Source organism: Clostridium sp. BJN0013 (assembly GCF_040939125.1).
Classification (GTDB): Bacteria; Bacillota; Clostridia; order Clostridiales; family Clostridiaceae; genus Clostridium_B.
In genome coordinates, this window is the sequence record NZ_CP162495.1 from 1,071,568 (window position 1) to 1,086,117 (window position 14,550).

Below are 14,550 nucleotides of genomic sequence, written 5' to 3' on the forward strand. Positions count from 1 at the left end.
TCTACTAAATTAATTAAGTGGTTATTTTATAAAGGATTGAAGTGTATGAATGTAAATTATCAAAACGAGTTAGATAAAATTATAAATAAAATTGTAGATGAGCAAAAAACTCCTTCACTATTGCTTCACAGTTGCTGTGCACCCTGCAGCAGTTACGTATTAGAATATCTATGTAATTATTTTTATATAACAGTTTTTTATTATAATCCCAATATATACCCCTATGAAGAATATATAAAGAGAGTTAAGGAACAGAGAGAATTTATTTTTAATTTTAATACTAATAATAAGATAAATTTTGTAGAAGGCTCCTATGATAGTGAAAAATTTTATTTTTTATCCAAAGGACTTGAAAGAGAGAAAGAAGGAGGCCTAAGATGTTTTAAATGTTATAAATTAAGACTTAGCGAGACAGCAAAACTTGCTAAAGAGAAAAATTATGATTATTTTACCACTACTTTAACCATAAGTCCTTATAAAAATGCACAAAAATTGAATCATATAGGAAGAGATTTAGCTGATAAATATGAACTTAAATATTTGTATTCAGATTTTAAAAAGAAAAATGGATATAAGAGATCTATTGAACTTTCTAAGGAATATAATTTATACAGACAAAATTATTGTGGTTGTATATTTTCTAAAGGTGAGTTACCATGAAATTATTAATTTGAAAAGTTATCGACGAAAATTAGAATAGTTCAAAGTAAGGAGGTTTAAGGTTGCAATATAATTTTGATAAAATTATTCATAGAAAGAATACCCATTGTGTTAAATGGGATTTGAGTAAAAAACAATGTGGAGATGAATATATTATTCCAATGTCTATAGCAGATATGGATTTTGAAACTGTACCCGAAGTTAAGAAAGCAATAATTGAAAGGGCACAGGAAGGTGTTTATGGATATACAAAAATTAATGAAGGTTATTATGAGGCTGTAACAAATTGGATGATGAAAAGACATTGTTGGGAGATAAAAAAGCAGTGGATTGTTATCAGCTCCGGCGTTGTTCCTGCTATTAATACTATTATTAGGGCTTTTACCCATGCCGGAGATAAAGTTATTTTGCAATCACCAGTTTATTATCCTTTTTATAAATCTATAGTAAGAAATGGATGTGGTATAGTAGATAATCCTCTAAAATTTATTAATGAAAAGTATTATATGGATTTTGAAGATCTAGAGCAAAAATTAAAGCATCCCCGGGTTAAGCTATTAATACTATGTAGTCCCCATAATCCGGTTGGGAGGGTATGGACTGAAGAAGAATTAAAAAGATTAGGAGAAATGTGTGTAGAGAATAATGTACTCATAGTGTCTGATGAAATTCATTCGGATTTGATATATAAAGGTTACAGGCATATTCCTTTAGCTACCTTATCAAAGCAGATTCAGGAAAATTCCATAATATGTACTGCTCCAAGCAAAACTTTTAATTTAGCAGGTCTTCAAGTTTCAAATATAATTATACCTAATAATAGATTAAGAAAAGAGTATACTGTACAATTAGAGAATATGGCAGCACTAAGTCTTAATTTATTTGGTATAGTAGCTTGTGAAACAGCTTATGAATATGGAGAACAGTGGCTAAATCAACTTATGGATTATTTGTATGAAAATAAAGAAATTGTTAAAAAGTATATAAGAGAAAAAATACCTGGACTTAAAATTATTGAACCTGAAGGTACTTATTTATTATGGATAGATTGTAGAGAACTAGGTATGAATGGAACAGAACTTAAAAGTTTTATGCTTACTAGGGCAAAAATTCAATTTAATGAGGGATTTACTTTCGGCAAAAATGGAGAAGGCTTTGAAAGAATGAATATTGCCTGCCCCAGAGATATTTTAAAACAAGCTTTAAAGAGAATTGAAAAAGCTGTAAATAATTTATAATTGATTTACAAATAGTATAATTAATTATACTATTTTACTTTGGGAGGGGTTCTTGTGTCAGAAATAGCAGTAAAAGTTACAAGAGGAGCCTTAGTTGAAAGTATTCATAGGGGGGATATAGCCGTAGTGAATAGTAGTGGGGAACTTCTTCATAGTTTGGGAAATCCATATAAAGTTACATATATGCGTTCTGCAGCAAAGCCAATACAGGCTTTAAATGTTATATTATCCGGGGCTGATAAAAGATTTTCTTTTACAGATGAAGAGATATCTGTAATGTGTGCTTCTCATTATGGAGAGGATTTTCATAGAAATACTGTGGAAAACATATTGAAAAAGATAGGCCTTGGCATAGACAATTTGCTTTGTGGGTCTACTTTGTCTCTTAATGAAGATTATGCTGAAAAACTTTTATGGAATCATGTAAAGTTAAATCCTTCTTATACGGATTGTTCAGGAAAACATTGTGGAATACTTTCTGTGTGTGTCCTAAAAGGATATGATTTAAATAGTTATAATCTTTTGGAGCATCCTGTACAAAGAGAAATAAAGGAAATAATATCTAAAGTTTGCTTTATAAAGGAAGAGGATATAATTGTGGGTATAGATGGATGTACTGTGCCAATTTTTGGAATGCCATTATATAATATGGCATTAGGATTTTGTAGAATGGCTAATAGCAGTGTATTTAGCAGGGAGTATAAAAATGCTGCAGATAGAGTGTTTAAAGCTATGACAAAAGCACCTGAAATGGTAGCGGGGACTGGCGGCTTCTGTACTGAACTTATGAAAAATACGGGAGGAAGACTTATAGGAAAACTTGGTGCAGAAGGAGTATATTGTATTGGAGTAAGAGATATGGATTTGGGCATAGCGATTAAGATAGAAGATGGCAATAGCAGAGCTCTATGGCCTACAGCAGTTAAATGTTTGGAAGATTTAAAAGTTCTAAAGGAAAAAGAGAAAAAAGCCTTAAGTATATTTAAGATTAGAGATAACATTAATAATGTAAAAGAAAAGGTAGGAGAGATATTTCCTGATTTTTATTTAAATAAAAAATAAATTTTTAAATTTATTGAAGCAAAAACAAAATGTATTTCGTCTAATATGTATCGAGGAAGTTATAATTGTTTTGGATTAAGTAGGCGCTATTATTTATCCGAACGCGGCAATTAGCTAACACTCCCATCTTCTTTAAAGTGGGAAATAAGCACTGCTATGCGCCTGGATAAGTTCTTCTAAGGTTCAGGTGGAGATAAGTATCTCTCTATAGCAATTTCCACCTGAGCCTAAGAATTACTTGATAATATTGCCTGCTTTTGTTTTGATGCAGAAATATACCCTATTAAATTTCTATGAAATTTAATAGGGTATATTGGCGAAATCAGGGGTTTTTATTTTTAAGTAAAATTATTGTACTATTTAGCCTATGGTCATTATTTCAAAGATTTATTAACTAAATTAATAATAACATAACATTAAATGATATTCAATATCATTTAGAAAAAATAGCTTAAACTACGATTTTTAAGAAAATTTCAAGGAAGTGAAAATTATTTAATATATTTATGTTATTTTAGTTTGTAGTTAAATTTTACATAATTATAGTATAATATAATTCAGAAAGGTGGTATTAAAGTGAATATATTAACAAAGTTTTTAAGTTATTATAAACCATATAAATTTTTATTTTTTACAGATATGGTTTGTGCATTTTTAGTTTCAGTAGTAGATTTATCTTTTCCTTTAATTTTAAGTTATCTTTCAAAGAATTTTTTTATTAGGGATAAAAGTGTAGTGCTGGAAGGGCTGATTTACATAGGTATAGCGTTAATGGCTATTTACATATTAAAATACTTTTGTCAATATTTTATAGCCTCTTGGGGACATATTATGGGAGCTAGAATGGAAAACAATATGAGAAGTGATTTGTTTAATCATCTTCAAAAGTTGTCATTTTCTTATTATGACAATAATAACACAGGACAGATGATGTCCAAACTTGTATCTGATCTTTTTGATATATCAGAACTTGCACATCATGGCCCGGAAAATGTATTTATATCCGTTGTTAAAATTATAGGTTCTTTTATAATACTATTATTTATAAATATTAAAATGACATTTATTTTATTTTTAGTTACTGTAGTTATGGTAGTGTTTTCAATATATAAAAATAAAAAAATGCAGCATATATTTTTAGATAACAGAAAAAAAATGGCTAATATAAATGCATCAGTTCAAGATAGCTTGGAAGGAATAAGGACAGTGAAATCTTTTGGAAATGAAGATTTGGAAAAAAGAAAATTCAGTAAAAATAATAATGAGTATTTGAATTCTAGAGCAGATAGCTATAAAGTTATGGGAGAATTTATTGCAGGTAATTCTTTTTTTCAGGGAATATTATATGTTTCTATAATAGTCTCTGGAGGTATATTTTTCACTGAAGGTTCTTTAAAAATATCAGATTTAGCAATTTATGCGTTATATATAAATATTTTCATAAATCCTATAGATATACTTATTAATTTTGCAGAACAATTTCAAAAAGGCTATGCCGGCTTTAGGAGGTTTATGGAAGTAATAAAAACTGAACCAGAAATAATTGATAGTAAAGATGCTGTAGTACTTGAGAATGTAAAAGGCAATATAGAGTATAAAAATGTATGTTTTAATTATCATAGTAAGCATAATGTATTAAATAATATAAATATAAGTATAAAAGCTGGTCAAAATATTGCGTTAGTTGGTCCTTCCGGTGCCGGGAAGACAACCATATGTTCCCTGCTTCCAAGATTTTATGATGTGACAGAGGGTTCTGTAACAATAGACGGAAAGGATATAAGAGATTTAAGTATTGAATCTCTTAGAAATTCTATTGGAATTGTACAGCAGGAGGTTTATATGTTTTCTGGTACTGTAAAGGATAATATAAAGTATGGAAAGCCAGATGCTTCTGATGAAGAGGTAATAAAGGCTGCAAAAGAAGCCAATATTCATGAATATATAATGACACTACCTGAAGGATACGATACTTATATAGGTGAGCATGGAGTAAAACTTTCAGGAGGTCAAAAACAAAGAATATCTATTTCGAGAGTGTTTTTAAAAAATCCACCTATATTAATATTAGATGAGGCAACATCTGCTTTAGATAATGAAAGCGAGAGATTTATACAAAATTCCCTTGAAAAGCTCTCTAAAAATAGAACTACAATAGTAATTGCACATAGATTAAGTACTATAAGAAATGCCGATGAAATAATAGTTATTGATAATGAGAGAATTAAAGAGAGAGGAAGTCATGAAGAACTTTTAAAGAAAAAAGGATTATATTCTCATTATTATAATATGCAATTTCAAGGACTTAATGCCTAAAAACAAACACTGTTTATTTTTATAATGTTTACAAATAGGTCATGCAGTTGTACTGTGTAAGATCAAACAAATGCAGGATTTAGGTCATCATGTAGTTATTATTATTGGGGATTTCACTGGAAAAAATCGGCGACCCTACAGGAAAATCTAGGGATAGGGTCGCACTAACCGATGAACAAGTAAAAGAAAATGCCAGAATTATTGCAAGCAAATTTTCAAAATATTTGATATGGAGAAAATAGAGGTACGATGATCCCTTTATTCCTATGAAAAATATAATAAAGATGGATATTATAATAATTAGTAAGAAAATATTAACCTTTTTTATAAGCATCGTCTTTTTTAAAATGAATTAAAATTGCTACTGCAGAAATATATATTAAGTTGAATATTACATAAATAATAATTAGTTTATATGTATACTTTCCTCTATTTGTTGGATTCCCATATAATATAGTTATAATAATAATTACAGGGTATAAAATCAGAACAAATACTTCAGCAGGTATCTTTTTTACTGATTGATTTAAACCGTAAGAAACTGCAAAATAGTAGGTAGCTAGACATTTAAATTCTACCAGAGACCATAAAGATATAAATACAAACCTAAAACTATTTATAATAGGAATATTTATACTATCGGCTAACGTTAAGATAGGCCATAAATACTTTGGAGGAGTTTCAATACCTAAGTAATAAATAGTTGCAAAAACAGACCATGTATAAATAAATCCTATAATAGCAGTAGCCACTATACCACATTTTAATAACTTTTTATTATTCTGTAAAAAAGGATAAATAAGAAATATAATCTCCATACCAGAAATGGCAAAGACAGTTTCTTTTGAACCTTTTAATATATTAGTTAGTCCTGAGCCAAATACAGGCATCAGATTTAAAAAACTCCCATATGCTAAAATAGCTATAGGAAGAATAACTAATCCTATAGTTAAATAAAAACCTACTTCAGCTAGCCTTCCCAAAGGTTTTATACCCTTATAAGCAATGTATGATATGGGAATTAAAGTAGTGAGAAGAATCTGATAAAGCTTCAGAAAAGGAGTTGAATACATCCTGAATAAATTGGCATATTCGGAAAATGATGATGTAAGCACAAATAAGAAGAAAGATATAAAAATAATATTTAAAATATTTCCTAAAAAGTTTCCAAAACATTTTTTACTCAATGTCAGTATATTGTCTTTAGGAAACTTTTTACACAGATAATTTGCTATAATAACTATATATAAAGGATATATTGTTCCTAATATGCAGCTAATCCAGCTGTCCTGTTTTGCAAATTTTATAATACGATTAGGCAAGTGCATAAGCTCAATACCTACAATAGCTGATTTTAGTATAAATATAAACTGACTTGGGGTTAAGAAGATATTCTGAGTTTTATTCATTTTTTTCATTCCTAAAATCACTTTGTCTTGTAGGATCATTATGTGGGATAGCATCAGGTCTTTTATTCATCTTCCATATAGGTAACCTTATAAATATATCTTTTATATTGCTTATATCAGTATTTTTACCTACACTGTATTTTTTATCAGTCATTTATATCACCTCATAATTTATATTTTCCAAGCTTCATTAAAAATATTTACTTGAATTATATATGTATCCAAATAAATTTCCATATAACTCTGTAGTTAGTGACATAAATACCCTTCTATTCCTGATATAAGCATATATTATAACCTTAATACATAGTTTCTTTATATAAACACGTAATTATCTGTCTAAATAATAATTTGTTTATGGTATTATTTATTTTATCTGCAGAGGTAAAAATAACACCATCATGTACAGCATTAATGGGATTTATGTGTATCTTCTTAATAAGAAGCTCACCACAAGCATAGCCATCCCCGATTTCCAGAATCCTTACTCCAATATCTGTTGCAAAATCATCTAGTTCATTTTTTCCTCTATGAACTTTTTATAATCCATTTTTTTGTTCTCCTATCCTTGTACAATATTATACAACGCCAAACTGTGCATATAAAAATTGTATCATATTAGCAATACGGTTTTCTAGCGTTAGAATAAAAACAACCGATGCTATTATATAACGGTTTACTACAAAGGAATAAACGTTTCTTTTGCTTATACATTGCATCTGTTAGATCACAGAAAAATTATGTAATACTTAGAATATGTGCAGGATTGTCTACTGTTATTGTATGAATTTGTGCATCTGACAGGCCTTTTTCCTTCATTAATGGTAGAATTTTAGTTGGTATATGAATATAACCTGGACCACCAGTATAAGTCATACAATCGTTAGTGCAGAAATCGTGAGAAACCAGTATCTGGCCCAAATGACCATGTTCAATCAGTTCCTTGATTTGGTCTACACGTTGAACGTCTGTTGTTATCTTACAACCAGACCTTTTAAACACCGTGTCAGAAACTCCTAAACTATCAAACTGTATATGGCAGCCCAAATCAGCAAATTTTAATCTTGCTTCATTAGAAAAAGCAAATTCCATATGACCTAGAATAATTCGTTCTGGGTCAGCACCAGCTTCTGTTAATATTATTAAAATCTCAAATGGTGCATCAGGATGAAAAGCAGAATGAATACTTATTGGTACTCCAGTTTCCTTTTGAGCAATTGCTGCTGCTTTAAGAGATTTTATCTCATTTTCCGTGATTGGCCAGGAACAACCAATTTCTCCAATGATGCCTGCCCTAATTCCAGTATCATCGAAACCCTTTGTAATGTCATTAATATACTCATTGGCAATATCTTCTATAGTCTTGTTATTCATGTCCCTTGGCAATGTGGGTTCAATATAATAAGCCGTACCCATAACAATGTTGATTCCTGTCTCTTTAGCAATACGTACCAACACCTGGGTATCAAAACGAATATGACGAGGTGTCACGTCAACAATGGTATTGCCGCCAGCTTTTTTGAATAAAATGGCTTCATGGATTGCATCGTCTACATTTGTTTTCTTCATATTCCTAGCTATTTTTCTGAATAGAAGAGTAACAAACTTTGGAACTAATATAGACATATCCATCAAAAGATGCTCATGTGTAATAGTAAATCCCAATTTATTGCTGTCTACTAGACCTAATACTGTTTGAACTTTTCCCTGTACAGATTTATTATCCATTTTATTATCCTCCAAATCAATATTGAGATTCCAGGCGTATCTCTCATGACTTAGTTATATCAATATAAAGTGTAAAAAAGCAAGAAAAATTTTTAAAAAACATATAAACTTTGTGTAAATTAAACAATTATATATGAGGTTGATAAATGATTGAAATCTACAAAAAAAATTTTAAATTATAAAAAATTAGCTATTGACAAAAGAACTAAAAAATTGTATAGTACTATCAACAAGTAAAAATACACATTATGTTAGTTAAAATTTAATATAAAATTTCTTATCAAGAGAGGCGGAGGGACTGGCCCTATGATGCCCGGCAACCTGGATGTTATTTATTCAATGGTGCTAATTCCTGCGGGGTAACCTGAAAGATGAGACATTAAGAAAGAGTTAAACTTCTTACATTTCATCTGTAAGAAGTTTTTTATTGTATAATATTAATTTCGATACCTTAGTTGACCAGACACACTGGAGACTAAGTAAACTGAATTTTATTCGGTTTACTTAGTCTTTTTTTATATTTAAGTTATGCAGAGAGGAGATAAATAAAATATGAGCATAGATTTTGCAAGAAGTATAGAAGAGAGGACATTAACCCATCCCTGTTACAACTGTATTGCCCATAAATATGCAAGAATGCATATCCCTGTAGCACCAAAGTGTAATATAAGCTGTAACTTTTGCAATAGAAAATATGATTGTGTGAATGAAACTAGACCAGGGGTTACCAGTGAAGTTTTAACTCCTGAGGAAGCTAGAGATAAATTTAATATAGTAAAAGAAAAAGTGAAAAATTTGACTGTAGTGGGTATAGCAGGTCCAGGAGATCCACTGGCAAATTTTGAAGAAACTAAAAAGTCTATAGAGTTAATAAAAAAGGAATCACCAAATATTACATTTTGTCTTTCTACCAATGGATTGATGTTGCCTTTTTATGCAGATGAAATAATAAGACTGGGGGTCACTCATGTCACTATAACTATAAATGCAGTGGATCCTAAAATAAGTGGCAAAATATATAAATATGTTAATTATCTAGGAAGTGTTCTTGAAGGAGAAGAGGCAGGGAATGTATTGTTAAATAATCAATTATCAGGTCTTAGATATATTACTCAAAAAGGTATAATATGCAAGGTAAATATTGTTATGATAAAAGGAATTAATAGCAATCATATTCCAGAAGTAGTTAAAAAAGTTAAAGAGTGTGGAGCATACATGACAAACATTATGCCTCTTATACCTGTTAAGGGTAGTGTATTTGAGAATATGCCTACTGTAAGTGATTTGGAGTTAAACCATATGAGAAAAAAATGCGAACTGGATTTAAAGCAGATGTATCATTGCAAACAATGTAGGGCAGATGCAATAGGAACTTTAGACAAGGATATATCTAGTGAATTTAGAAATGATACTGAACATGATTTTAAAGGGAAAAATATAGTTAAGCTTAACAGTAAAGAAAAAATTTATAAGAAGAGTAAATATAGATTTGCAGTTGCAACTAAGTCCGGTGTAAATGTAGATGCACATTTTGGACATGTGTCACAATTCTATATATATGATGTAATAAACGGGAAAATTGAACTTAAAGAAAAAAGGATCATAAACAAATACTGCAGTGGTATAAGTGAATGTGATGGCCATGATAATAAGATATCAAATATCTTAAAAAGCATAGAGGATTGCAATGCAGTACTTGTATTGAGGATAGGTTTTGAACCTTTGACCATGCTGCATGAGAAGGGAATAAAAGTATTTCAAATGTATTTTAGTATAGAACAGAGTATAAAAAAAGCCATAGAATTACTTGAAAAAGATTCATAAATATTCAAGTACAAAGGGGAATGGTAAATATGAATATAAAAAATATGACAAAAAATATAAAAATTTCAAATAGCAAGGGCAGTTTTAATGAATTGGTAATTAAAATTTTAAGAAAAAGTTTAGCCATTGTATTGTTTCTGGTTTTTTGGCAGATAGCCCCCATAGTAGGTATAGCTGATCACCAATTTATACCTACTTTTTCAGAAACCATTAGTACAATTTGGGATCTTATATTGAAAAATGAAATGATAGTACATGTTAAAGTAAGTCTTATGAGAGCCATAATAGGGTTCATGCTGGCAGCAGTTATAGCACTACCATTAGGCTTCTTACTTGGGGGAGGATTTAAAAAGGTTGAGGAATTTTTAGATCCCCTACTTCAAATTTTAGCTCAGGTGAATCCTTTTTCATTACTTCCAGTTTTTATTTTACTTTTTGGAATTGGAGAGGTAGCCAAAATATCGATAATATTTTGGGTTTCCATATGGCCTATACTGTTTAGTACCATAACAGGAGTAAAAACTATCGATCCACTTCTGATTAAAGCCGCCAGGGCTATGGGTACATCTAAAGTAAAATTGTTTTGGAAAATCATTTTGCCGGGTTCAGCACCTAATATATTTGCAGGATTGAAACTGAGTTCGGGAAATGCATTTCTTATGTTGATTGCAGCTGAGATGATTGGTGCAAGTGCAGGACTTGGGTGGATGGTGTTAAATTCAGAGGTTAATTTTCAAATTAATAGACTTTTTGCAGCAGCATTTACAATTGCAGTATTAGGAATACTTATAAATAAAACAATAGCTTTTATAGAAAGAAAGGTTGTAGTCTGGAAAGAAGAATCTTTTACAGCTTAAAAATATTAGATAATAAAGCACTTTTAAGGGGGAAACTAAAAATGAAAAATAGAAAATTAGCTTTAATATTAAGTACTGTATTTGTATCAACATTGATTTTTTCAGCTTGTGGCAGTAATAAGGATGAAGCAGCTAATGCTGATAAAAGTGAAGAGTTACAGGTCGTTAGAACATGGAGCAGGAAAGATTGTACTGCAGCACCTATTGTAATAGCGGATAAGCTTGGATATTTTAAAGAACAAGGTTTAAAAGTAGAGTATACAGGGGATACACAGCCTGCACAAAGGCTTCCATCTATATTAAATGGGAATAATGATTTTGGAGATGCACATCCTAATAATTTAGCCATTGCTGCACAAGGAGGAGCCAAAATAAAAGCTGTAGCAAGATCTATTGTAGAACCATCAAAAGATACAGATGACTATGAGCATCTTCAGCATATGTGGTGGGTAAGTAATAAGAATAGTTCCATAAAAACATTAGCAGATATTAAAAACTTTGATGGAAAAGTTAAAGTTGGAACTAATTCTAGAAATTCTTGTGTAGATTATTTATCTTATAAATTGTTTGTGGATCAAAATAATATACCTATAGATAAAATTGAATGGATTCAAATGCCTGATGTAGAACAGGTTCTAGCTCTAAAGAAAGGTCTTATTCAAATTGCTGTAGTTCACCCACCATACTATAAATCTATTGAAGATAGCGGAATAGGTAATATACTTACTACAAGCGAACCTATAGCCGGTGAAAATGGAGGAACTTATCTTTACTATTTTTCAGATAGCTTTATAGAAAAGCATCCAGAAGAGATTGAAAAGTTTATAGTGGCAGTTAAAAAAGCAGAAAGGTATATAAATGAAAGTATTCCAAATAAGGAAGAAAGGGCTAAAGTAAATAAAATGGTAGAAGAGGCTATAGGAGTACCTGTAAGTGCCAATCATTACTATGCCATTGATGGAACTATAAAAGATAGTGATATACAAGAGTGGATAGATGGGAGTATAAAAAGCGGAGCACTTCCTCAGGATACAAAAGTGAAGGTTAGTGATATAGTCACTCATAAGTTTGATAAATATACTAACTTAGCTTCATCACCAAATTTTATAGTTAAAAATTAGGAGGAAAATTAAATGAGTAAAGTAATTGAGAAATCAAGATCTGATAATTACAAAATTATAGTTAAAAATGTACAGAAATTTTATGATGTAAAATCTGAAAGTGGCGAAAAAAGTGAAAAATTTTTGGCACTGGACAATTTTAATTTAAAAATAAAAAAAGGGGAATTTATAACTATTGTAGGACCCAGTGGATGTGGAAAATCAACTTTCTTAGATATTTTGGCCGGGTTGTCTAAACCTACATCAGGTGAACTATATATAGATGATAAGTTAATTGAAGGACCAGATTTGGACAGAGGTATTATTTTTCAAGGATATGCACTATTTCCATGGAGAACTGTAGAACAAAATATTGAATTTGGCCTTGAGATAAAAGGTATACCAAAAAATGAAAGAAAAGAAATAAGTAATAAATTTATTAAACTTGTGGGATTAAGTAATTTTGAAAATAGATATCCCCATGAATTATCGGGAGGTATGAAGCAGAGGGTGGCAATTGTTATAGCCGCTCTTGGGTTGTTTGTAGATATAATAATAAAATTTGTTGAAAGCAAATTGATAGGTAACAAAAATGAGGAGGTATTTAATGGTATTAATTTGAGTATATAATTTACAAAAAATCATGTTTTATTAGCTAAGGTATCTTCAAATAAATAATTAGCCAGTATGGTAGTCTATCTTACATAATACTGCGTCAGCAGAACCCTATGATAGCCCCACTATCAAAGGAACCTGCTTCCTTGTCTTATGTAAAATAGCCTTACCACCTTTGACTTATTATTTATTTTCAGATACCTAAATCAAGGGAGGATGTAATATATGAAGAAATTTAATCTTAATACTTCTGTAGTAAATACCCGTGAACAGCGTCTGGGGACTATTATTGGCTGGAAAACCGGAAAAGCTTCAGAGCTTTCCAAAGACTCTGCCTTTACTTGTGCAGGATGCAAGGGAAATGGAGGAAAAAGGCTTTGTGAGGCTACAGGACCTTTTACCCAAGGTTCTACTTGCAGTGAGCAAATGGTAGAATGTCAGGCTGGAAATGTAAGAGATGCAGTTCTGATTCAACATGCACCAATAGGATGTGGAACAGGGCAGGTAGCCTACAATTCCATATATAGAAATGGACTTGCCATTAGAAATCTGCCTATACAAAATATAAAGATAATCAATACTAATATGAAAGAAACAGATATGGTATTTGGCGCACTTGATAAATTGGAACAGTCTATAAGGGACGCATGGAACAGGCATCACCCTAGAGCTATATTTATTGGGACTTCCTGTGCCTCGGGAATAATTGGAGAGGATATAGATAGTGTAGCCAGTAAAATGCAGGAAGAACTTAATATTCCGGTCATTCCCATGTATTGTGAAGGTTTTAGATCAAAACACTGGAGTACAGGATTTGATGCTACCCAGCATGGAATATTGAGGCAGATAGTTAATAAAAATCCTAAAAAACAAGGGGATCTAGTAAACATAATTAACCTTTGGGGTAGTGATGTATTCACTCCCATGCTGGCAGAATTGGGGCTCAGAGTTAACTATGTTGTAGATCTAGCTAAAGTGGAAGATTTAGAAAAGCTTTCAGAAGCTGCTGCCACTGTTACTTTCTGCAATACACTGGGGTCTTATATGGCAGCTGCACTAGAAGAACATTTTGGAGTTCCTGAAGTTAAAGCACCCCAACCTTATGGAATTGCAGGAACGGATGCATGGCTAAGAGAATTGGCCAGAATTACCCATAGAGAAAAAGAAGCAGAAATATATATAGAAAAAGAGCATAAAAGAATAGCACCTAAAATAGAAGAACTTAAAAAGTTATTAAAAGGCAAAAAAGGATATGCGGCTACAGGTTCAGCTTATTCTCATGGACTGATTGCAGTTCTTAAAGAACTTGGAATTGAGGTAGATGGATCCTTAGTATTTCATCATGATCCAATATATGACAACAATGATCCTAGCAAGGATACCCTTAAATTCTTAGTAGATAACTATGAGGATGTTGCTAATTTTAGTGTAAGTAACAGACAGCAATTTCAGTTTTATGGGCTGCTTAAAAATGTAAATCCAGATTTTATTCTTATCAGGCATAATGGATTGGCTCCATTAGCTTCACGAATGGGAATTCCCGCAGCTCCATTGGGGGATGAACACCATGCCATAGGGTACAGCGGAATTTTAAATTTAGGAGAAACTATTTTAGATATACTTGCACGTAAAAAATTCCACAAAGATTTGTCATCTCATGTTAAACTGCCTTATACAAAATGGTGGCTTGAACAGAGAGATCCTTATATATTGGAAAAACAACATTATGTTGTGTATTAGA

The 14,550-nt window shown here is 31.0% G+C and carries 11 protein-coding genes, 2 pseudogenes and 1 riboswitch; of the genes and pseudogenes, 10 read left to right on the plus strand and 3 right to left on the minus strand.

Annotated features, from left to right (window positions below; all coding sequences use genetic code 11):
- Positions 1–45 precede the first annotated feature (45 nt).
- From AB3K27_RS05700 to AB3K27_RS05720, 5 genes and pseudogenes are all read left to right on the plus strand, one after another.
- Positions 46–660 carry an epoxyqueuosine reductase QueH gene (locus AB3K27_RS05700; protein WP_368490272.1) on the plus strand — a complete coding sequence of 205 codons (615 nt, stop codon included), beginning with the start codon at positions 46–48 and terminating at the stop codon, positions 658–660.
- 62 nt (positions 661–722) lie between these two features.
- Entirely contained in the window at positions 723–1,898 is a 1,176-nt protein-coding gene (locus AB3K27_RS05705; protein WP_368490274.1) for a MalY/PatB family protein, read from the plus strand.
- A gap of 54 nt (positions 1,899–1,952) precedes the next feature.
- A complete protein-coding gene (locus AB3K27_RS05710; protein ID WP_368490276.1) occupies positions 1,953–2,960 on the plus strand; it encodes an asparaginase in 1,008 nt (335 codons plus the stop codon).
- Between the two features lie 576 nt (positions 2,961–3,536).
- The gene (locus AB3K27_RS05715) at positions 3,537–5,276 is read left to right on the plus strand and encodes an ABC transporter ATP-binding protein (protein WP_368490278.1); all 1,740 of its coding nucleotides are present in this window, start codon (positions 3,537–3,539) and stop codon (positions 5,274–5,276) included.
- A gap of 28 nt (positions 5,277–5,304) precedes the next feature.
- Positions 5,305–5,526 (plus strand): annotated as a pseudogene (locus tag AB3K27_RS05720) (tyrosine--tRNA ligase); the annotation flags it as partial.
- A gap of 64 nt (positions 5,527–5,590) precedes the next feature.
- On the opposite strand, the gene AB3K27_RS05725 reads toward AB3K27_RS05720, so the two are convergent.
- The 3 genes from AB3K27_RS05725 to AB3K27_RS05735 form a co-directional block, all read right to left on the minus strand.
- Entirely contained in the window at positions 5,591–6,685 is a 1,095-nt protein-coding gene (locus AB3K27_RS05725) for a GerAB/ArcD/ProY family transporter (RefSeq protein WP_368490280.1), read from the minus strand.
- Positions 6,678–6,839, minus strand: coding sequence for a hypothetical protein (locus tag AB3K27_RS05730; RefSeq protein WP_368490281.1), 162 nt, complete (start codon positions 6,837–6,839; stop codon positions 6,678–6,680). The genes AB3K27_RS05725 and AB3K27_RS05730 overlap by 8 nt, the downstream gene beginning before the upstream one ends.
- A 584-nt stretch (positions 6,840–7,423) precedes the next feature.
- Positions 7,424–8,413 (minus strand): hypothetical protein, encoded by a 990-nt coding sequence (locus tag AB3K27_RS05735; RefSeq protein ID WP_368490282.1) that lies wholly within the window; start codon positions 8,411–8,413, stop codon positions 7,424–7,426.
- A 274-nt stretch (positions 8,414–8,687) separates the two neighbouring features.
- Positions 8,688–8,791: riboswitch (SAM riboswitch) on the plus strand.
- Positions 8,792–8,965: 174 nt separating this feature from the next.
- Here AB3K27_RS05735 and nifB point away from each other — a divergent pair.
- From nifB to AB3K27_RS05760, 5 genes and pseudogenes are all read left to right on the plus strand, one after another.
- Complete coding sequence (gene nifB / locus AB3K27_RS05740; protein WP_368490283.1) at positions 8,966–10,237, plus strand: nitrogenase cofactor biosynthesis protein NifB; 1,272 nt, start codon at positions 8,966–8,968, stop codon at positions 10,235–10,237.
- A 29-nt stretch (positions 10,238–10,266) separates the two neighbouring features.
- A complete protein-coding gene (locus AB3K27_RS05745; protein WP_368490284.1) occupies positions 10,267–11,094 on the plus strand; it encodes an ABC transporter permease in 828 nt (275 codons plus the stop codon).
- A 41-nt stretch (positions 11,095–11,135) separates the two neighbouring features.
- Positions 11,136–12,215 carry an ABC transporter substrate-binding protein gene (locus AB3K27_RS05750; RefSeq protein WP_368490285.1) on the plus strand — a complete coding sequence of 360 codons (1,080 nt, stop codon included), beginning with the start codon at positions 11,136–11,138 and terminating at the stop codon, positions 12,213–12,215.
- A 12-nt stretch (positions 12,216–12,227) separates the two neighbouring features.
- A pseudogene (locus AB3K27_RS05755) lies at positions 12,228–12,713 on the plus strand (ABC transporter ATP-binding protein); the annotation flags it as partial.
- A 321-nt stretch (positions 12,714–13,034) separates the two neighbouring features.
- Positions 13,035–14,549, plus strand: a complete 1,515-nt coding sequence (locus AB3K27_RS05760) for a nitrogenase component 1 (protein WP_368490286.1) — start codon at positions 13,035–13,037, stop codon at positions 14,547–14,549.
- The last annotated feature ends 1 nt before the right edge of the window (position 14,550 follow it).